Source organism: Flavobacterium sp. GCM10023249, assembly GCF_042653365.1.
Lineage (GTDB): Bacteria > Bacteroidota > Bacteroidia > Flavobacteriales > Flavobacteriaceae > Flavobacterium.
On the sequence record NZ_JBHSHZ010000016.1, the window covers coordinates 127,870 to 148,954 of the forward strand.

At 34.0% G+C, this 21,085-nt stretch carries 23 protein-coding genes; 17 read left to right on the forward strand and 6 right to left on the reverse strand.

Annotated features, from left to right (window positions below):
- Positions 1–216: 216 nt before the first annotated feature.
- From hisG to ACFO7M_RS14160, 9 genes are read left to right on the forward strand one after another with little or no spacing between them, the layout of a single operon-like run.
- Positions 217–1,074, forward strand: coding sequence for an ATP phosphoribosyltransferase (gene hisG, locus ACFO7M_RS14120; RefSeq protein ID WP_379712727.1), 858 nt, complete (start codon positions 217–219; stop codon positions 1,072–1,074).
- A gap of 11 nt (positions 1,075–1,085) precedes the next feature.
- Entirely contained in the window at positions 1,086–2,378 is a 1,293-nt protein-coding gene (hisD, locus tag ACFO7M_RS14125; protein ID WP_379736358.1) for a histidinol dehydrogenase, read from the forward strand.
- On the forward strand, positions 2,368–3,411 hold the full coding sequence (hisC, locus tag ACFO7M_RS14130; RefSeq protein WP_379736360.1) for a histidinol-phosphate transaminase: 1,044 nt from the start codon (positions 2,368–2,370) through the stop codon (positions 3,409–3,411). The genes hisD and hisC overlap by 11 nt, the downstream gene beginning before the upstream one ends.
- Positions 3,404–4,540 carry a bifunctional histidinol-phosphatase/imidazoleglycerol-phosphate dehydratase HisB gene (gene hisB, locus ACFO7M_RS14135; protein ID WP_379736362.1) on the forward strand — a complete coding sequence of 379 codons (1,137 nt, stop codon included), beginning with the start codon at positions 3,404–3,406 and terminating at the stop codon, positions 4,538–4,540. Before hisC ends, hisB begins: the two co-directional genes overlap by 8 nt.
- Positions 4,540–5,124 carry an imidazole glycerol phosphate synthase subunit HisH gene (gene hisH, locus ACFO7M_RS14140; protein WP_379736364.1) on the forward strand — a complete coding sequence of 195 codons (585 nt, stop codon included), beginning with the start codon at positions 4,540–4,542 and terminating at the stop codon, positions 5,122–5,124. Before hisB ends, hisH begins: the two co-directional genes overlap by 1 nt.
- A 1-nt stretch (position 5,125) precedes the next feature.
- Positions 5,126–5,851 carry a 1-(5-phosphoribosyl)-5-[(5-phosphoribosylamino)methylideneamino]imidazole-4-carboxamide isomerase gene (gene hisA, locus ACFO7M_RS14145; protein WP_379736366.1) on the forward strand — a complete coding sequence of 242 codons (726 nt, stop codon included), beginning with the start codon at positions 5,126–5,128 and terminating at the stop codon, positions 5,849–5,851.
- Between the two features lie 5 nt (positions 5,852–5,856).
- Positions 5,857–6,612, forward strand: coding sequence for an imidazole glycerol phosphate synthase subunit HisF (hisF, locus tag ACFO7M_RS14150; protein WP_379736368.1), 756 nt, complete (start codon positions 5,857–5,859; stop codon positions 6,610–6,612).
- A complete protein-coding gene (hisIE, locus tag ACFO7M_RS14155; protein ID WP_379736370.1) occupies positions 6,609–7,208 on the forward strand; it encodes a bifunctional phosphoribosyl-AMP cyclohydrolase/phosphoribosyl-ATP diphosphatase HisIE in 600 nt (199 codons plus the stop codon). Before hisF ends, hisIE begins: the two co-directional genes overlap by 4 nt.
- Positions 7,209–7,252: 44 nt before the next feature.
- A complete protein-coding gene (locus ACFO7M_RS14160; RefSeq protein ID WP_379736372.1) occupies positions 7,253–7,918 on the forward strand; it encodes a DUF2461 domain-containing protein in 666 nt (221 codons plus the stop codon).
- Between the two features lie 7 nt (positions 7,919–7,925).
- Here ACFO7M_RS14160 and ACFO7M_RS14165 read toward each other — a convergent pair whose 3' ends face one another.
- Positions 7,926–8,318, reverse strand: a complete 393-nt coding sequence (locus tag ACFO7M_RS14165) for a glyoxalase (protein WP_379736374.1) — start codon at positions 8,316–8,318, stop codon at positions 7,926–7,928.
- A gap of 93 nt (positions 8,319–8,411) precedes the next feature.
- On the opposite strand from ACFO7M_RS14165, the gene ACFO7M_RS14170 reads away from it, so the two are divergent.
- Positions 8,412–8,831 (forward strand): NUDIX domain-containing protein, encoded by a 420-nt coding sequence (locus tag ACFO7M_RS14170; protein WP_379736376.1) that lies wholly within the window; start codon positions 8,412–8,414, stop codon positions 8,829–8,831.
- Positions 8,828–9,226: an acyl-CoA thioesterase gene (locus ACFO7M_RS14175; RefSeq protein WP_379712705.1), complete on the forward strand. Its 399-nt coding sequence runs from the start codon at positions 8,828–8,830 to the stop codon at positions 9,224–9,226. Before ACFO7M_RS14170 ends, ACFO7M_RS14175 begins: the two co-directional genes overlap by 4 nt.
- A gap of 87 nt (positions 9,227–9,313) precedes the next feature.
- On the opposite strand, the gene ACFO7M_RS14180 is transcribed toward ACFO7M_RS14175, so the two are convergent.
- Together ACFO7M_RS14180 and ACFO7M_RS14185 are read right to left on the reverse strand one after the other, a co-directional pair.
- Positions 9,314–10,576 carry a mechanosensitive ion channel family protein gene (locus tag ACFO7M_RS14180; protein ID WP_379736377.1) on the reverse strand — a complete coding sequence of 421 codons (1,263 nt, stop codon included), beginning with the start codon at positions 10,574–10,576 and terminating at the stop codon, positions 9,314–9,316.
- Positions 10,569–10,853, reverse strand: coding sequence for a DUF3817 domain-containing protein (locus ACFO7M_RS14185; protein WP_379712701.1), 285 nt, complete (start codon positions 10,851–10,853; stop codon positions 10,569–10,571). The genes ACFO7M_RS14180 and ACFO7M_RS14185 overlap by 8 nt, the downstream gene beginning before the upstream one ends.
- 192 nt (positions 10,854–11,045) lie before the next feature.
- On the opposite strand from ACFO7M_RS14185, the gene ACFO7M_RS14190 reads away from it, so the two are divergent.
- The 4 genes from ACFO7M_RS14190 (at position 11,046) to ACFO7M_RS14205 (ending at position 16,072) form a co-directional block, all read left to right on the forward strand.
- Positions 11,046–12,584, forward strand: a complete 1,539-nt coding sequence (locus ACFO7M_RS14190; protein ID WP_379736379.1) for a DEAD/DEAH box helicase — start codon at positions 11,046–11,048, stop codon at positions 12,582–12,584.
- Between the two features lie 118 nt (positions 12,585–12,702).
- The gene (locus tag ACFO7M_RS14195; RefSeq protein WP_379736381.1) at positions 12,703–14,601 is read left to right on the forward strand and encodes a DUF294 nucleotidyltransferase-like domain-containing protein; all 1,899 of its coding nucleotides are present in this window, start codon (positions 12,703–12,705) and stop codon (positions 14,599–14,601) included.
- A gap of 1 nt (position 14,602) precedes the next feature.
- On the forward strand, positions 14,603–15,163 hold the full coding sequence (locus tag ACFO7M_RS14200; RefSeq protein WP_379712695.1) for an exonuclease domain-containing protein: 561 nt from the start codon (positions 14,603–14,605) through the stop codon (positions 15,161–15,163).
- Between the two features lie 21 nt (positions 15,164–15,184).
- On the forward strand, positions 15,185–16,072 hold the full coding sequence (locus tag ACFO7M_RS14205) for an ATP-grasp fold amidoligase family protein (RefSeq protein WP_379736383.1): 888 nt from the start codon (positions 15,185–15,187) through the stop codon (positions 16,070–16,072).
- A 21-nt stretch (positions 16,073–16,093) separates the two neighbouring features.
- Here ACFO7M_RS14205 and ACFO7M_RS14210 read toward each other — a convergent pair whose 3' ends face one another.
- From ACFO7M_RS14210 to acs, 3 genes are all read right to left on the reverse strand, one after another.
- The gene (locus ACFO7M_RS14210; protein WP_379736385.1) at positions 16,094–16,813 is read right to left on the reverse strand and encodes a class I SAM-dependent methyltransferase; all 720 of its coding nucleotides are present in this window, start codon (positions 16,811–16,813) and stop codon (positions 16,094–16,096) included.
- 95 nt (positions 16,814–16,908) lie between these two features.
- Positions 16,909–17,955: a hypothetical protein gene (locus ACFO7M_RS14215; RefSeq protein WP_379736387.1), complete on the reverse strand. Its 1,047-nt coding sequence runs from the start codon at positions 17,953–17,955 to the stop codon at positions 16,909–16,911.
- 29 nt (positions 17,956–17,984) lie between these two features.
- A complete protein-coding gene (acs, locus tag ACFO7M_RS14220) occupies positions 17,985–19,892 on the reverse strand; it encodes an acetate--CoA ligase (RefSeq protein WP_379736389.1) in 1,908 nt (635 codons plus the stop codon).
- Positions 19,893–19,997: 105 nt separating this feature from the next.
- Between acs and ACFO7M_RS14225 the strand changes: the two genes are divergently transcribed.
- Positions 19,998–20,603, forward strand: a complete 606-nt coding sequence (locus ACFO7M_RS14225; protein WP_379712686.1) for a flavin reductase family protein — start codon at positions 19,998–20,000, stop codon at positions 20,601–20,603.
- Positions 20,604–20,605: 2 nt separating this feature from the next.
- On the forward strand, positions 20,606–21,061 hold the full coding sequence (locus ACFO7M_RS14230; RefSeq protein ID WP_379736390.1) for an SRPBCC domain-containing protein: 456 nt from the start codon (positions 20,606–20,608) through the stop codon (positions 21,059–21,061).
- Positions 21,062–21,085: the final 24 nt, after the last annotated feature.

Sequence of the window (21,085 nt, forward strand, 5' to 3'; positions counted from 1 at the left end):
ATTCGAAATTAATTGCCATAACTTTGTGGCCAACAAAAAAAGAAAATGTTTTTAAATCAATTACATCATCATCATCATATTTCCCACGCTCGAGCGAGGTAGTGATGATATTGTGTAAAATCATATAAACTATAAACCCGTTTGAGTATATCAAGCGGGTTTTTTCTTTTCTGAAACTTTTACTTCTCTTGATATACTCATTTAATTCCAAACACAATGAGTATTTTAAAAATTGCAATTCAAAAATCAGGACGTCTCAACGAGGAAAGTATTCAAATCCTCAAAGATTCGGGCATTTCAATCAACAATGGAAATGACCAACTTAAAGCTACCGCTTCTAATTTTCCCTTGGAAGTGTATTACTTACGCAACTCGGATATCCCACAATATCTAATCGATGGAGTAGTGGATGTGGCTATCGTAGGAGATAATCTTTTAGTCGAAAAAGGGCAAAACATTCAGGTAATCGAAAAGTTGGGCTTCTCTAAATGCAAAGTGTCGGTAGCTGTCCCTAAAACGTTCAATTACCAATCCATCAAAGATCTAGATGGTTTACGTGTAGCGACTTCTTACCCCAAAACAGTTACCGATTATTTTACCTCTCAAGGTGTTACAATTGATATTCACCAAATATCGGGTTCCGTAGAAATTGCTCCTAACATCGGCCTTTCAGATGCAATTGTAGATATCGTTTCCAGCGGTAGCACTTTGTTCAAAAACAACCTAAAAGAAGTCGAAGTGATTCTGAAAAGTGAAGCAGTATTAGCAGTTTCTCCTCTAATCTCAGAGGATGTGAATCAAGTTTTGCAAAAATTATTGTTCCGCATACAATCGGTGCTTAGAGCAAAAAAATCGAAATACATTTTGATGAATGTACCCAATGAAAAAATACAGGAAGTGAGTCAGATTCTGCCTGTTTTGAAAAGTCCAACCATAATGCCTTTGGCTGAAGAAGGATGGAGTAGCCTGCACTCGGTTATTGATGAAGAAAAATTCTGGGAAGTCATCGACCAACTCAAATCGGCTGGTGCAGAAGGCATCTTAATTTGTCCCATCGAAAAAATTGTGCTATAAACTCAAACGCTATGAAAAAATACCTATATCCCGAAAAAGAACAATGGGAAGCACTTACGGCTAGACCAACTCAAAGTTACGCTGATATCGAAGATACTGTCAAAGCAATTTTCAAAGAAGTCCAAAAGAATGGTGATACAGCAATTGCAAAGTATACTTCCTTTTTTGACGGCGTAACGGTGCTAAACATGAAAGTGTCTAAGAATGAAATTACTAAAGCAGAAGCTTTGGTAAGTAATGAACTTAAAGAAGCAATCGCCTTAGCAAAAGCAAATATTGAAACTTTTCACGCTGCTCAAAAAACAACAAAAATCGAAATTGAAACAACTGAAGGTGTGCGTTGTTGGCAGGAAAAAAGAGCAATTCAAAAGGTTGGTTTGTACATCCCAGGTGGATCAGCACCACTATTTTCAACAGTTCTCATGCTTGCCATTCCAGCGAAATTAGCCGGTTGTAAAGAAATTGTATTGTGTACACCTCCAGATAAAAGAGGGAAAATCAATCCCGCAATTCTTTATGCCGCAAATCTTTGTGGGGTAACAACGATCTATAAAGTAGGCGGAATCCAAGCTATTGCAGGAATGACATTCGGCACGAAAACGATAGATAAGGTGTATAAAATTTTCGGACCCGGAAATCAGTTTGTAACCGTGGCAAAACAATGGGCAACACAATACAATGTCGCCATTGACATGCCTGCAGGTCCAAGTGAACTCTTGGTTTTCGCAGACGCATCGGCAAATCCCGCTTTTGTAGCTTCTGATTTACTTAGCCAGGCGGAACACGGTCCAGATAGTCAAGTGATTTTAACGACGACTTCAAAATCCATACTGAAATCGGTAGAATTGGAAATCGAAAAACAAATCAACGAGTTGCCAAGAAAGGCAATCGCACAAAAAGCAATCGATAATTCTAAACTTATTTTATTGAAAAACAATCAGGAGGCAATTGATTTTATCAATGACTATGCTCCGGAACATTTCATTATTTCATCTACGAATGAAGAGTTCTTTAGCAATAACATAATCAACGCAGGTTCAGTATTTATAGGTAACTATACTCCGGAAAGCGCAGGTGATTACGCTTCGGGAACCAATCACACATTGCCAACAAACGGTTATGCTAAAAATTATAGCGGTGTCAATTTGGATAGTTTCCTTAAAGCAGTGACGTTTCAAAAAATTACAGAAAAAGGAATTCAAAACATAGGCAAAGCAATCGAAACCATGGCAGAAGCCGAAGGTTTGCAAGCGCACAAAAATGCAGTCACAATTCGTTTAAAAGCTCTAAACAATGGAAATTAAGCAGTTACTCCGAAAAAACATAGCGCAAATGAAAGCGTATTCTTCGGCTCGGGATGAATATAAGGATTTTGAACAAAGTAGGATTTTCTTAGATGCTAATGAAAATCCGTACAACACAGGTGTGAATCGTTATCCAGATCCACAACAAATTTCTGTAAAGAAAAAACTAGCGGAACTGAAAGGAATTGCAGAGCGTCAAATTCTATTAGGAAATGGTAGTGATGAAGTATTGGATTTGGTATTCAGAGCCTTTTGTGAACCGAATGTTGATAATATAATTACGTTGCCACCTACTTATGGAATGTATGATGTTTTGGCCAATCTGAATGCAATTGAAAATAGGGAAGTAGTACTTACCAATCAGTTGCAACCCAATTTGGAAGGAATTCTAAGTCAAATCGATGCCAATACTAAAATCATTTTTATTTGCTCTCCTAATAATCCCACAGGAAATACTTTTTCAGAAAAGAGTATAGAAGTTGTACTGAAAGGTTTTAACGGATTGGTTGTTGTGGATGAAGCATATATCGATTTTTCTGACAAAGAAAGTTGGTTGAAAAAAATAGAGGAATATCCCAATTTGATTATTGCGCAAACGTTATCTAAAGCTTACGGTTTAGCAGGTATTCGTTTAGGAGTTTTATATGCTTCTGAAGAAATTATTACTATTCTGAATAAAATAAAACCACCATACAACGTGAATGTTTTAACTCAAAGTAAAGCTTTAGAACAATTAAATAATAATGAACAAGTAATTACTCAAGTTGCTAGAATTAAAAGGCAAAGAGAAGTTATAATTAAACAATTACTTGAGGTAAATTTTGTAAATAATGTTGTTCCATCCGATGCTAATTTTCTATTGGTTAAAGTGGATGATGCCGATCGAAGATACAACCAGTTGCTCAACAAAGGTATCGTGGTAAGAAACCGATCAACACAACCACTGTGCGATAATTGCATCAGAATAACCATTGGCACAGAAGAAGAAAATTCACAACTTATAAACGCTTTAAAATCAATTCAGAATGACTAAAAAAGTTTTATTTATCGATAGAGACGGAACCATCATACAAGAAACAATTGATGTACAAATTGATAGTTTTGAAAAAATGATTTTCTATCCTAAATGCATTTCGTACTTAAGTAAAATTGCCAAAGAATTGGACTTCGAATTGGTAATGATTACAAATCAGGATGGATTGGGTACATCTAGCTTTCCGGAGGATACGTTCTGGCCCGTGCATAATTTCATTATGAAAACCTACGAAAACGAAGGGGTTGTTTTTGACAAAGTTTTTATTGATAAAACGCTCCCGAATGAAAATGCACCTACTCGTAAACCACGTACTGGTTTATTGACGGATTATTTTTCTTCTGCCTATGATCTTGAAAATTCATTTGTAATAGGTGATCGCTTAACCGATGTAGAATTGGCTAAAAACCTTGGCGCTAAAGCTTTATTTATTAATGATAAAACCAACTTGGATACAAGTGAACTTTCGGTAAAACAAGAAGATCTTGCTCCTTACATTGCTTTGGAAACCAACGATTGGGAAAAGATTTACGAGTTTTTAAAACTAGAATCCCGTTCAGCTTCTATTCAAAGAAAAACCAATGAAACGGATATTGTTATTGATATAAATCTAGACGGAACTGGAAAAAGCGCTATAAATACAGGCATCGCTTTCTTCGATCATATGTTGGATCAAATTGCACGCCACGGACAAATTGATCTGAATGTCAAAGTCGAAGGTGACTTGGAAGTAGACGAACACCACACCATCGAAGATACTGCCATTGCTCTAGGTGAAGTTTTCGCAAAAGCATTAGGCACAAAATTAGGTATCGAACGATATGGATTTTGCTTGCCTATGGACGATTGTTTAGCGCAAGTTGCCATCGATTTCGGAGGAAGAAACTGGCTGGTTTGGAACGCTGAATTCAAACGTGAAATGATCGGTCAAATGCCTACGGAAATGTTCTACCACTTTTTCAAATCATTTACCGATGGAGCCAAATGCAATCTGAATATTAAAGCAGAAGGAACTAACGAACACCATAAAATTGAAGCTATTTTCAAAGCTTTTGCCAAAGCGATAAAAGCTGCTGTAAAACGAGATACAGAGAAAATGCTGCTACCAACAACAAAAGGAATGTTATAATGAAAATAGCAATCATAGATTACGGAGCCGGCAACATTCAAAGTGTTCTTTTTGCATTGGAACGTTTAGGATACGAAGCCGAAGTAACCAGCGACTGGAATACCATAAAGAATGCGGATAAAGTTATTTTTCCTGGTGTAGGAGAAGCCAGCAGTGCAATGGATAAACTGAAAGAAACCGGTTTGAATGTTTTGATTCCTACACTCAAACAGCCTGTATTGGGTATTTGTCTCGGAATGCAATTATTATGCAAATCAAGCGAGGAAGGAACAACCGAAGCATTAGGGATTTTCGATGTTGACATTCAACGGTTTTCAGATAATGTAAAAGTGCCACAAATGGGTTGGAATACAATATATGGCTTACAGTCTCCTTTGTTTAAAGGTATTGCAGAAAAGGAATACATGTATTTGGTACATAGTTATTATGCTCCAAAAAATGAATATACCATAGCAACAACCCACTACGGATTGGAATATGCTTCTGCAATGCAACGCGACAATTTTTACGGGGTGCAATTCCATCCCGAAAAGAGTGCAAAAGCTGGAGAAAAAATAATACAAAACTTTTTAGAATTAAGATAAGATGAGAATTATACCTGCCATAGATATTATCAACGGAAAATGTGTTCGCCTTTCAAAAGGAGATTATGCGACTCAAAAAATATATAGCGAGAATCCTCTGGAAATTGCCAAACAGTTTGAAGCACACGGAATAGAATACTTGCATTTGGTCGATTTAGACGGTGCAAAATCCAATACAATTGTCAATTATAAAATCTTGGATCAAATTGCATCAAAGACTTCTTTAAAAATTGATTTTGGTGGCGGATTAAAAAGTAATGATGATTTACGAATCGCTTTTGAAAATGGTGCAAATCAAATCACTGGCGGAAGTATTGCAGTGAAGAACCCTGATCTCTTTCAAGACTGGATTGTAGAGTATGGAGCAGGTAAAATCATTTTGGGTGCCGATGCCAATGATAGAAAAATTGCTGTTTCAGGATGGCAGGAGGATAGCAAAGAAGATGTAATTGCCTTTATCGATGGGTATTCTCAAAAAGGAATTGAGTATGTCATTTCCACCGATATTGCTAAAGACGGAATGCTTCAAGGACCAAGTTTTGACTTGTACCAAGAAATTTTAAAAACGGTTCCTACTATCAAACTGATTGCTTCTGGCGGCATTTCCTCTCTAGATGAACTACCACAATTAGCAGAATTAGGCTGCGAAGGAACAATAATAGGTAAAGCGATTTATGAAGGGTATATCTCTTTACAACAATTGGAACAATTTATAATTAATAGTTAAACACAATGCTAACCAAAAGAATAATTCCTTGTCTGGATATCAAAAATGGGAGAACCGTCAAAGGGGTCAATTTTGTTGATTTGAAAGATGCTGGCGACCCCATTGAACTGGCAAAAAAATACGCAGAGACAGGTGCCGATGAATTGGTTTTCCTAGACATTTCAGCTACGGAAGAGCGAAGAAAAACCTTGATTCCTTTAGTCCGTGAAATTGCAAGAACTATAACTATTCCATTCACAGTTGGTGGTGGTATTTCAAGTGTTGAAGATGTGAGATTGTTACTTCAAAATGGTGCCGATAAAATTTCAATCAACTCATCCGCAGTTAAAAATCCGCAATTAATCTCTGATTTAGCCCGCGAATTCGGATCGCAGTGTATTGTTGTCGCCATTGATGCCAAAAGAATTGATTCGCAATGGATAGTACACTTAGTGGGTGGAAAAGTAGCTACAGAATTGGATTTGTTTGAATGGGCCAAAGAAGTAGAAAATCGTGGTGCCGGTGAAATTTTATTCACTTCAATGGACAATGACGGTACCAAAAACGGATTTGCAAATCAGGCATTGTCTACTCTCTCGGAGATAGTAAATATTCCAATTATCGCTTCGGGCGGTGCTGGAAATAGGGAGCATTTTGCCGATGCATTTACTATTGGAAAAGCCGATGCCGCTCTGGCTGCAAGTGTTTTTCATTACAATGAAATTGATATTATTGAACTAAAGCGATTTTTACAACAACAAAATATTGAAATGCGATTATGAAACCTGATTTTACAAAAAACGAAAATAAACTCATACCTGCTATTGTTCAGGATAGTGAAACTAAAAATGTTTTGATGTTAGGGTATATGAATGAAGAATCATTCGCAAAAACATTGGAAACCAAAAAAATTACATTTTATTCTCGCTCTAAAAATCGATTATGGACAAAAGGAGAGGAGAGTGGTAATTTTCTGGAATTGAAAAGTTACCAACTCGATTGTGATCAGGATACATTTTTATTTCAAGTAAAACCAGTGGGACCAACTTGTCATAAAGGAACTGATACATGTTGGGCAGAAAAGAATGACGCAAACTATGGTTTTTTATCAAATTTGGAAGCAACTATTGCGAACCGCAAGGAAAACAGTACTTCAGATAAAAGTTATGTAGCCACTCTCTTTGAAAAAGGAATCAATAAAATTGCGCAAAAAGTAGGAGAAGAAGCCATTGAAGTAGTTATAGAAGCAAAAGATAACAATGACGATCTGTTTTTAAATGAAAGTGCCGATTTGTTATTTCACTATCTGATACTTTTACAAGCTAAAGGATTTAAATTGAAGGATGTAGTATCCATTTTGAAAGAAAGAGCAAAATAATTTTGGAAGAGCGGATAGATTATTGGTACTTTTAAAATAAAAAAATGATTTCAAAAACGGAACTTGATTTTCTCTCAGAATTGGCTCAAAACAATAACAGAGACTGGTTTAATGATCAAAAAAAACGATTTGAAAAACATCAAAATGTTATGAAAGCCTTTTTTCAGGAACTCAATAACGAACTTTCGGTAAAGGATAAACTCGAAAAAATGCAAATTCATCGCATTTATAGAGATATCCGATTTTCTAAAGACAAAACTCCCTACAAAAACAATTTTAGCGTAAGTTATGATCGAGCAAAACCATATTTAAGAGGAGGATATTATTTGCATATACAACCTGGAGCTAGCTTCATAGGTGGCGGGTTTTGGGAACCCAATGCGGAGGATTTAAAAAGAATTCGAAAGGAATTTGAATTGGATGATTCCGAAATACGGACAATTATAGCTGAAGAAAATTTCGTAAAACATTTTGGAAGTTTACAAGGAGCAGAATTGAAAACCGCACCAAAAGATTTTGACAAAGAACATCCAGCTATCGATTTGATACGTAAAAAACAATATTTGGTATACAGACGTTTTACAGACAAGGAAGTAGTAGACGTAAATTTTAAAACAGAAGTTTTAAATACGTTTGCTGCAATGCGACCTTTTTTCGATTACATGAGTGATGTACTCGGAACCAATCTCAACGGAGAGCCGATATATTAAATACCAACTATTCTACTAATAGCTGTATTTGACTTTTCAATCGTTCAATTAATAAATTCATCATTCTTTTATTAAGATTTGATGAATTTTTTATGTATTCCAAATATTCTTCAACCGTAAAAAGAGCGATGATCATTCCTTTTAATGAGTTACGGAACTTAATATCTTTTTGGATTACATTTTCAATGTAGTTGATTTTCTTTTCAGGAGTTAATCCAAAGAAAACTTTTTTCTGTTTGATTGCATAATTGATAAATACCTGAAGCAATAAATCATTTTGCAATTTTAAAATGGGTCTAATGGTTTGATTTTGAAAAGCTTCTTCTATAGATGATTGAGAGTTCACCGTTCCTAAGGCGTCGCCTCTCCAATCCAAAAGTTGTGTATCGCGCGTTTCCATCGTATTTGTTTTTCTTAAATTTACGAAAATTCTGAGTGGAATAGGGGACTTCTTTCGAAAGTTATTAGTAATTTAGTGTTGAAAACCTTACTTATGTATACCTCTAAAATTTTCGTGACGGTTGATGTTGTTTTAGTCAAAGAAACACATCCCAAACAATTGTTATTAATCAAACGCAAAAATGAACCCTTCAAAGATTGTTGGGCATTACCAGGTGGATTTGTTGATGAAAACGAAGATTTGGAAATAGCAGCCAAACGCGAATTGGAAGAAGAAACTCAAGTTAAAATTAATGAACTCCAACAAATTGGAGCCTACGGAAAACCTTTTCGAGATCCTAGAAGTCATGTGGTATCCATTGCCTATTTCGGTAGAGTTAACGAAAATACAGTAGCTAAAGCTTCAGATGACGCAAAAGAAGTCAATTGGTTTTCTATTAATGAGTTACCTAATTTAGCTTTTGATCACATCGACATTATAAACGATACCATAAATAAACACAACTTACTATGAGATTTCACACAAGAAAATGGGTTAAACCCGAAGATTTAAATCCGAATCATTCACTTTTTGGAGGAAAACTATTGGCATGGATTGACGAAGAAGCTGCTTTATATTCGATTGTGCAACTGGAAAATCCCCGTGTGGTAACCAAACACATGTCGGAAATAAATTTCATTAGTTCTGCTAAACAAGGTGATATTGTCGAAATTGGACTTGATGTAGTGAAATTCGGAAACTCTTCTTTGGTATTGAAATGTGAAGTTCGCAATATGATGACACGTGAAACTATCATTACAATTGATACAATAACGATGGTGAGTTTAGGTGCCGATGGTAAACCAGTGGCACATGGAAAAACTCAAGTGGAATTTGTTAGAGACCGAATTAAAAGTGTCGAGGAATAATCACTTAAGTTGACTTAACCGAACACCTACTAATTGGGTGTTTTTTTTAGATACACATTTCGAGAATAATAAATTCTTTAGGTAGTATTACGCTTCGCTGAAAGCATTTTTACTAGAGGGCATTTCGAAAATTTCTAGATCAAAATAGATAACAGAAGCCAATATATGATCAAAGATATCGCTCATGATATATTCGTAATTTTCAAAACGCTTGTCTTTTGAAAATACGTAAACTTCCAATGGAATTCCATGAGCTGTAGGTTGCAAATGACGACATAGTAAAAGCATATCTTTATTCAACCCTGGATAATTTTCAAGATAACGAGTTAAATATTTTCGGAACAATCCAAAATTGGTTAAATTCCTTCCATTTATGGATAATGATTTATCAATTTCATGGAGTTCATTATGTTTACGGATATCCGCTTGTTTCTTTTCAATGTAAGTACTAATCAGTTGAATCTTTTTGAAATCTTCCAGTTCTTCTTCTCGAACAAATCGGATAGAGCTGGTTTTAATCAGAACATGCCTTTTAATTCTTCTTCCATCGGAATTAATCATGCCTCGCCAGTTTCTGAAACTGTCTGAAATCAAGCTATAGGTAGGAATTGTAGTAGTTGTATTGTCGAAATTACGCACTTTTACTGTTGCTAGATTAATTTCAATAACATCACCATCGGCACCAAATTTGTCCATCGTAATCCAGTCACCAATTCGAATCATATCGTTGATAGAAACTTGCACACTGGCAACAAAACCTAAAATTGTATCTCTGAATATCAAAATAATAACAGCAGAGACAGCTCCTAATGTTTTTACCAATGTATCTGTACCAATATCCATGATTTTGGCAACAATAACAATCACTCCCAGAATCCAAAGCAAAATCATAATTACTTGTACGTAACTATCGATTGGTTTGTCGCTATATTCCGTTTTACTTTTTAAATGATCTCTAGATGCTCTTAGAATGGATTGAACAATCCAAATGACCAATAGTACAATGTAGACTGCAACAAGTCGACCGAAAATTGTTTCCCATGAGGTAAAATCTTCTAAAATGATGGGAACCGACTTATATATGTAAATCAGAGGTATTAAATGCGAAATATATTTGGCGGTTTCATTAGAAACTAATAAATCATCAAATTTAGTTTTCGATTTCTTAGCAACAATGGCCATAACCGTTACCAAAATGAATCGGAAAACCATATACATCATATAAGCAATACAGCTTAAGATTAGAATGTTAACCACTAAACTAAAATAAGATGCTATAGTCTCATTAAAGCCTAATTTCATTAATAGTTTATAGCACCAACCGAATATTTTTTCAGTAATTTTAAGCATTTCTTAAATATTTCTTCTCAATATAAAATGTACCAAAAGGTGGAATCGAAGCTAGACAAATTATTGCGTATTTTTTCCATTCCCATTTATTCATAAATTTAAGTAGTGTTGCCATAACAATATAGATAGTGAATAATACTCCATGAGCCATACCAATATAGCGAACAAAAACAGGCATATCAAAAGCATACTTCATCGGCATTGCGAAAAAGAAAAGTAAAATAGCCGAAATCCCTTCAATTAGGGCCAGAGTTTTAAAATTTTTAACTGAAATCATGGGTGTTTTTTATTGAGTTTTATAAACGAATTTTCGGTGCAAATTCTTATGCAAAGAAAAGAAATCTTTTACAAAGAGAAGCTTCACTAATCCATACAAATTAGTTAAAAATTATATAAAGTAAAATTTTATCTTAAAAAGTGCTAGAGAACAGTTTTTTAGGTGTACTTTTGCAAAAATTGATAAAAACAGATGTCAAATCAGGATTTGGAAACTATAACGGAAGGGAGAAAGGAGCTATACAGTTACCAAAAGCGTGATATCAGCGCCATATTTGATCGTATGGATGAAGTTGAACCGAATTATCATCTCTTATATCAATTACCAACAGGAGGAGGGAAGACAGTAATATTCTCTGAAATAGTGCGCAGATACCTAGAATATCACAATAAAAAAGTGATGGTTTTGACGCATAGAATTGAACTTTGCAAGCAAACTTCCAAAATGTTGGATGGATTTGGTGTTAAAAACAAAATCATCAATTCTAAAATCAAAGACTTACCAGATCAAGGCGAATATTCTTGCTTTGTTGCCATGGTAGAAACTTTGAAAAACCGTTTGAATGACGAAAAATTATTGATTGATGATATTGGTTTAGTGATCATCGATGAAGCACATTACAATTCTTTCCGTAAATTATTTTCCTTTTTCAAGAATTCCTTTATTCTTGGAGTTACCGCAACACCATTGAGTTCGAACATCAAATTGCCAATGTATGAAAACTACAAGCAATTGATTGTTGGAGATCCAATTAAAAAATTAATTGATAACGGTTATTTGGCTAAAGCAAATACGCTTAGTTATGATGTTGGTTTACAAAGTTTAAAAGTTGGAATTAACGGAGATTATACAGTGAAGTCTTCTGATGAATTGTATTCTCAATTGGATATGCAGAGCAAGTTGTTAAATGCTTATGAAGAAGTCTCAAAAGGGAAAAAAACACTGATTTTCAATAACGGAATTCATACTTCTCTGTACGTTTTAGATACATTTACTGAAGCTGGATATACTATCAAACACCTTGATAATACAACATCTGCAGAAGAACGAAAAGATATTTTGAAATGGTTTAAACATACACCGGATGCCATTCTAACGTCTGTAGGTATTTTAACGACCGGTTTCGATGAACCAACAGTGGAAACGATAATTATAAATCGTGCTACCAAATCGTTGACACTATATTTTCAAATGATTGGACGTGGTTCCAGATTATTACCGAATAAAAAAGAATTTACAATAATTGATTTAGGAAACAATGCAGCAAGATTCGGATTATGGGATGCACCTGTAGATTGGCAGCATATTTTTAAATCACCTGAATATTATTTGGAAAATCTTCGTGAAGACGCTGAAATAGAAATGCATTTTAAATACGAAATGCCAAGCGAAATCCGTCAGTTGTTTAAGAATTCTTTAGAAGTTGATTTTGATATTGATGAAGCATTTAAATTGGCTTTAAAGAAAAATCTTCGTCCCAAAACGGTTATTGATGAATCTATTGACCAACATGCGTTAATGTGCGTTGATAATTCTGATGACTTGAATGAAGCCAAAAGATTAGCGAAACATTTGGAAGAATCTGCCGCATATCGTGTGAAAATATTTTGTAGATGTTTGTCCAATTCTACCAAAAATTACAGGGATTGGCTACTAGAAGAATATAAAAAGAATCTGCAGGTTGCCATTGGCAAAAAGTTCAGAGAAAGATTATTTAGCATGGCCGATTAATTATCGGCTTTATTTTTGAACTATAATTTATATTATGTAAAATAGAAAATTTTTAATTACACTTCTTTCTTACAGATATTGTGCTTACTTTTACCCTTGTAAGACAAACGATATTATAATGAAAGATTCTATTTCTGAAAATGTTGCTAATTTTTTAAAAGATTTCAAACCTTTCAGTTTTTTGAGTTTTGAGGAACTAAAAGTGATTGCAAAAAAAATCCGTGTTCTTCATTTAGAAAAAAATAAAACCTTATTTCAAATTAGTGATAATTTACATGATGTATTTTATGTAATGAATTCTGGCGTTGTGCATTTGACAGTAATTTCAGATGCTGATGAAACACTTTTGAATAAATGTTACGTTGGTGATGTTTTCGGATTACGTCCGTTTTTTGCGAAAAATAACTATCAAATGACTGCCAAAGCCAATGAGGAAAGTATTTTGTATGCTATTCCCATTGATGTGTTTAAACCATTTGTAGCAGAAAATCCAGAGGTTTTGAATTTCTTACTGGAGAGTTTTGCATCCAACTCCAATAATCCTGCGGATAAAGTCACCAATAAATTGCTCTTGGATTCGATACAACTGACAGAATTCCAAAATGATTTATCATTTTTTCAATCTCTTTCCTACAATAAAAAACCACTTATAGTAGATCATGATCAAACCATTCGTGAAGTTGCTTTACTTATGTCGGATAATTTATTAGATAATGCGTTTATAAAAGAAGATGGAAAATTAGTGGGAATTGTGACTGATGCCGATTTTAGATTAAAAGTGGCTACAGGAAAACAAGCAATTCAATCGCATATTGACAAAATAATGACTTTTCCGGTCATAACCGTTACTGAAAATATTTCTTTAGCTGAGGCACAGCTTGTTATGCTTTCGCATAAGGTGCATCATTTGTGCGTAACCATTGACGGTACTCCGCACACCGACGTTAAAGGTGTAATTACTCAAAATGATTTGGTTCAGGCACAGGCCAATTCTCCAGGGGTTTTATTGAAAGAGATCAAACGTTCTGCGACAGCTCAGCAATTGAAATCTGTACGCTTTGCATTAGCAGATATTATTCAGCAATCGGTAACCAAGAACATCCCGCTTAATCATATTTTCAACGTTTCAGGTGAAATTACGTTGGCTATTATCAGACGTGCAATCGAAATTGCTATTTTAGAATTGGGCTCACCTCCTGTCCCATTTGGTTTCTTTAGTATTGGAAGTCAAGGAAGAAAAGAACAATTACTACTGACGGATCATGACAATTTTTTAATTTATCAGGATGTTGATATTCAAAAAGTTCGCAATGTTAAAGATTATTTTAATCAAATGACCAAGCGAGTTAATGAAATTTTAGAAAAAATTGGATTCAAACATTGTGAGTTTGGCCATAATGCCTATAATCATCATTGGTGTAAATCATTATCCGAATGGGTAAAACAATACGAAAATTGGATCAATACTCCTGGAGAATATACGAATGAGCACTGCTCTATTTTCTTTGATTTCGAATTTGTTTTTGGTGATCAAAACATGGAAAGTGAAATAACAGATACTATTTTTAATCTTAAAAATAAAATTCTCTTTTTTGATTACTTAGGTAATGATGCGATTAATAAACCTGCACCTCTAAATTTCTTCAAAAAGTTCAATGAAGAAGAAGATGGAAAATTTAACGTTAAAGCCAAAGCCATTGATCAATTGGTAGATATTGCTCGTTTGTTGGCTTTTCATCATGGTTTAAAAGGGATTAACAATACCTTTTCTAGGTATAAAGAATTGGCTATAAAAGAGAAACAAAATGCCGAAATTTACCTTAATGCGGCTGATGTTTTTCTACTTGTTTCGCGTTTAAGAGCATTAGAAGGTTTAAAAAATGACAATACTGGTATCTTTATTGATGTGGAAAATTTATCAAAAGCGGATAAAGATAAACTCAAAGAATCTTTGCATGTTTTAAAAGATTTGGAAGAAATTGTCAAAGATACTTTTCAATTAACACAATTTTCATAATATGCTGGATTGGCTTAAAAATATTGGTAAGGAATATCCTGATTTTTGGAAAAATTATACAGCTCAATTTGAGCATCATACCAACAGGAAAGTGGTTATTTATCTTGAAACAACCGGGATAAATCCAACCAAAGACAGAATCATTTCAATTGGAGCAGTTTCGGTTGAACATGGTCAAATTATGCTTGAAAATTCGTTGGAAATTGAACTTAATAAAATTGAAATTGTAAAGAGTAAAGAGTTAACCTTTCAGGAAGTTCATGCTATAGAATCTCTAATTAATTTTATAGGAAATGCTACACTCATTGGTCATCGCATTCATTATGATATTGAAATTTTGAATGAATATCTCCATAAATTACACAGTGGTCGTCTTAAGAATGATTTATTGGATATTGAAGTGATGCATGGAAAAATTATCGATCAGAATAATAGGCAATATTCTCTTTTGGAAATTTTCGAATCGTATAAGATACTCCCACCCTATATAACCACTTCGGCCAATTACGCCTTTAGTATTGCCATGACGTATTTAAAAATGCGTGGTAAATTAGGTTTATAATAGTAATAGGAGAAACATTTTATGAATATTTTGAAGAGAAAATACTGTAAACTTCAAATCAGTTGGCTTAAATCTTTTGGTGGTAGTGATGAAAAAATTTCAATTTTACAGTATTACCTAAAAAACAACAAAAAACCTGATTTACGTAATCCAAAGGAGTTTATGGAAAAAACACTTTGGTTGAAATTGTATTACTACACGGAAGATTATGGGAAATTTGCTGATAAATATGACGTTAGAAGGTATGTCGAAGAAAAAATCGGGAAAGAGTATCTTAATGAAGTCTACGGAATTTATACTAAAGTAGATGATATCAGTTTTGATGAATTACCCAATCAATTCGTGCTTAAAGGCACTCATGGTTCAGGGTATAACATCATAGTTAAAAATAAAAATGAGTTAAATCTTCAAGAAACCAAAATAAAACTGAATCAATTCCTAAAGGATAATTATTATTACAGATTTCGCGAATTGATTTATAAAAATCTTACTCCAAGAATTATAGCTGAAAAATATATATCGGAAATTGATAGAGATGCGCTGGTTGATTATAAGTTTCACTGTTTTCATGGTGAACCCAAATATGTTTTTGTTCAAAAAAATAAACAGGAAAACCTGAGAAAAAGTTTTTATGACTTAGAATGGAATAAAATAGAACCAGAAAAATATATAGCCGCTTTTTCAGAAGCACATTTTGAGAAACCATCAAATTTTGACGAAATGATTCGAGTTGCAAAAAAATTGTCGGAAGGCTTTATTTTTATGCGTGTTGATTTGTACTCGATTGGAGGCAAAATTATTTTCGGCGAGCTTACTTTTTTCTCGAATGCAGGGTTGATAAGAAGTTCAATTGAAAGATTTAATACAGAATTTGGTGAGTTAATGCAATTACCCCAAGAAACAAACTAGTTTCTTGGGTATAACTTGAGCTTATTTTTTCAATGTATATCGAAGTAACCCCCAATTAACTTCTAATCCATTCTCTTTTTTTACAATTCCCAAAATATCTCGAACACCTTCTGCAATAATAGTATCAGTAGCTTTGTCCAAACCAAAAAAGAGTTTGAAAAAACGAATCATTTCGGATTCATCAGTAAACAAAAAAGGATATTCATTATACTGACAATCAACTATTTTTTTCTGTATATGGCTGTGTTTTTCGAAATAATTTTCTTCGAAGAATAGGCCTTCATGCCCAAATGAACTGTGCTCATTTAAAAAGTTATTCAAGAAAAAATCAACATTAGTTCCTTTCTTAACATCTGCAAAAATAAAATTTCGATCCTTTTTGAGGACTCTCAAACATTCTTCTACAAATAAAGGTACATTTTTCAAATGATGCATACCACTAAGTGAGAATATGGCATCAAAAGAATCGGATTCAAAAGGAAATTTCTCCGGAGTAACTAGTGTTATATCCTCTTTTGCGAAACCTTCTGAAAAATCAGTTGAGACAACTGTAACGTGATTAGGTAAATAATTTTTTAGATAGCCTCCCCCCGATGGAATATCTAAGACCTTATTTATATTGGCAAAATCAACACCTGAAAGTAATGAGCCAAACTCATTGTTTCTTACATTAGGGTATTCCTGCATAGCAAGATGGTAATTGTTGGCTCTACTTTCAAAGAGAGTACTGTAATCATTCATTTTAAGTTTTTTAGTAAAAAAGTAGTCAATAGTTTATTTGATAATTATGCAAAAATAGAATTTTAAAAAAAGGGACCAAAATGGCCCCTTATTTTTTATAGTTTTTGAATGAAAATTCCATTTATTCTGCAATTTGAAGTTCCATCAGTTAGCTTTTTCTCAACTCCATTTTTCCAATACTTGGCTATTTCATATCCCGTTGATCGAGTGGTTTCATATCCAGTTACATAAACATCATTGTCAAAAACTTTTAATTCAGTGATACCTGCAAAATTTTCTCCATTAGTTAAATTAGTACCAACTCCATTTTTCCAATATTTCGCAATACCTATAGTAGTATTTGGTTTAGTTTCAATTCCAGCAATGTGTATATCATTTCCAGAAGCACTTATGGTAATTGCTTTAGCTCTATAATCACTTTCCAAATCTGTTCCTACTCCATTTGTCCAGTATTTAGCATAATCACCAGTTAGGCCACAAACTAATACATCTCCATTATCATTAATGTCTAATCCAAAGGCTTGCGAAAAATTGGTTTCATCTCCTTCAAGGTTAACTAAAATGCCGTTTTTCCAATATCTTGACTTAAGAACTAAGTTGGGTGTAAATTGAATAGCTGTACCTGCAATAAATATATCTTCTCCTTTTTTTACCATTGATATACTGGTTGTACTATTTCCATCATCTTCTAACAGATATTCAACTCCATTTTTCCAATAAATTGCTTTATTAATCGAAGGATTATTGCTATTAATCTTTTTATAACCCGAAACATAAACATCATTACCTTCTACAACTATAGCACTTGCTGATGTATCATAAGTTCCGTCTCCTAATAATACTTCAACTCCATTTTTCCAATACTTAGCGATTTGATTTGTTCCATCTATATTTCTTTCAAAACCGGCAACATAGACATCATTACCATACACAAAGACATCTGTTGTAAATTCATTTTTAGAGCCATCACTCAAATTCAAAACTTTTCCGTCTTTCCAATATTTTGCAATATAAACGTTAGAACTATTTCGTTCACTACCTATTATATGTATAGTCCGATCGGATTTAGTATTTGAATCATTATCACAAGAAACAAAAAGAATTAATAAGCTTAAGAATAGAATAAATTGAAATGGCTTCATTGATTTTTTTTGCAAATATAAATCAAAAATTAAATTCTACCATCCTTAATTTCATCTATAACCTCAGGATTTAAAAGGGTTGACGTATCACCGAAGTTCGAATAATCTCCTTCAGCAATCTTACGTAAAATTCTTCGCATAATTTTTCCGGAACGGGTTTTTGGTAAACCATTCACGAACTGTATTTTATCTAATTTTGCAATTGGTCCAATTTGATCTGTGATGATTTGATTAATCTCTTTGGATAAATTATCCCTGTCTCTTGTCTCGCCGGTTTCTTTTAAAATTATAAAACCATAAAGTGCATTTCCTTTAATGTCATGAGGAAAACCTACGATAGCACTTTCTGCTATGGCTGGATGTTCATTAATAGAATCTTCGATTGGTGCCGTCCCTAAATTATGTCCAGAAACAATTATGACATCATCTACCCTACCGGTAATTCTATAATAGCCAACTTCATCACGTAATGCACCGTCACCAGTGAAATATTTTCCAGGGAAAGCAGTAAAATAGGTATCTTTATACCTTTGGTGATCTCCCCAAATCGTTCTTGCAATACTCGGCCAAGGAAACTTAATACATAAACTTCCTACCACTTGATTACCTTCAATTTCATTGCGTAATTCATCCATTAATACAGGCTGAATTCCAGGTAATGGTAAAGTAGCGTAAGTTGGTTTCGTTGGGGTAACAAAAGGAATTGGCGATAACATAATTCCACCAGTTTCAGTTTGCCACCAGGTATCAACCAAGGGACAACGTTTTGCACCAACATGATCATTGTACCAATGCCATGCTTCATCATTAATTGGTTCTCCAACCGATCCAATTACTTTTAATGATTTCATGGGGAATTTTTGAACATAATCAATACTTTCTTTAGCCAAAGAACGAATCGCAGTTGGCGCTGTATAAAATTGAGTTACTTTATGTTTTTCGATCACTTCCCAAAAACGACTAAAGTCTGGATACGAAGGTATTCCCTCAAAAATAACAGTTGTAGCTCCATTCAATAACGGGCCGTATAATATATAGGAATGACCTGTGATCCATCCGATATCCGCAGTACACCAGAAAACATCATTATCTTCATAATTGAATACATTTTTAAACGTATAGCCTGTATACACCATATAACCAGCTGTGGTATGTAGCATTCCTTTTGGTTTTCCTGTAGATCCCGAAGTGTATAAAATAAATAACGGATCTTCAGCATCCATGATTTCAGCAACATTATTGTCAATTGCTTCGTCCAATAAAGGTTGCAACCAGATGTCTCTTCCTGGCTTCATTTGAATAACTTGGTTGGTTCTTTTTACCACCAAAACTCTTTCAACGGTAGGACATTTTTCAAGTGCTTCATCGACAATACTTTTCAAATCGATCGTTTTATTTCCTCTATATCCGCCATCCGATGTAATGACCATTTTACATTCACAATCATTCACTCTGGCTGTAACTGCCGACGCCGAAAACCCAGCGAATACCACTGAGTGTATTGCTCCTATTCGTGCACATGCCAAAACCGCTACCGCTAATTCAGGAATCATTGGTAAGTAAATACAAACACGATCTCCTTTTTTAATACCTTGGTCACGTAAAACATTGGCCATTTTAGAAACTCTTCTGTACAATTCATTATAAGAAATATGCAAAGCTTCTTCATTTGGATCATTCGGTTCAAAAATGATGGCCGTCTTTTCTCCTTTTCTTGCCAAATGTCTATCAATGCAATTCTTGGTAATGTTAACTTTTGCATCTATAAACCATTTAAATTGAGCTTCCTGCATGTCAACGTCAAAAACTTTTTCCCATTTTTGATACCAAGTGAAATTTTCATCAGCAACTTTATCCCAAAACTTTCGGGGTTCGCGTACCGACTTCTTGTACATTTTAAAATAATGCTCCAGATTTTCAATTTTATAATAACTCATGGTAAATGTTTTTGATATTCGGTAAAATTAAAATAAGTTGGGCATTTATCTATTTCAAATTGGATATTTTTTCACTTAATTTGTAGAAACCAACCAACCCAACTAATGCAATTCGATACTCAAAATACGGATGCTTCCACTTTATACAAACTGTTAACCGGAACTGTAATTCCGCGTCCTATTGGATGGATTTCGACAGTAGACGAGAACGGCATTAACAATTTAGCTCCTTTTTCTTTTTTTAACGCAGTCGGTGAAGATCCACCGCATGTTATGTTTTCTACTGTAAGAACGGGTGATAAAAACAAAGACACATTGAATAATGTATTGTCAAATAAGCAATTCGTGGTGAATTTAGTAACGGAAGAAGTTGTTGAAAAAATGAATACTACTTCCCAACAAGTGGCTCCTGACATAGACGAATTTGAACTTGCCGGCCTTACTCCTATTGCTTCTATTCATATTAAACCCAATCGAGTTAAAGAAAGTTTAGTACATTTTGAATGTGAAATGGTACATCATTATTTTTTAGAAGATCATACAAATGGGGGTGCCGCTGTCATTATTGGCAAAATCTTAACCATGCATATCGACGATTCCATACTAATGGAAAATGCACGAATTAATCTGGAAACCTACAAACCAGTTGCTCGTTTGGCGGGATCCAATTATTCCAAATTAGGAGAAATTTTCTCCATCAAAAGAAGCTAATCATGACAACTAAAAAGTTAGAAATTAATGTAGCAATGCAAATTCAAAAACCAATGCATGAGGTATTTGAATCCATTGTTAACCCAGAAAAAATGACCAATTATTTCATCTCACAAAGTACCGGGATGATGGAAGAAGGCAAAAATTTGATATGGAAATTCCCTGAGTTTGATTTTGAATGCCCTGTTCGCGTAGACAAAGTTGATAAGGATAAATACATTTCTTTCTATTGGGAAAATTCAGGAAAAGAACTTTTAGTCGAGATTACTTTATCTGAAAGCGTAAATAATTCAACTTTAGTTTCAATTTCCGAAAAGGAAATGGACAATGATGAAGCTGGTTTAAAATGGTTATCAGGTAACTCATTCGGATGGTCCAATTTCCTAGCATGTCTTAAAGCATACCTTGAATATGGAATTAACCTCAGAAAAGGTGCTTTCGATTTTATGAAAAAATAATTAAAGAAATCGCCATAAAAAGCG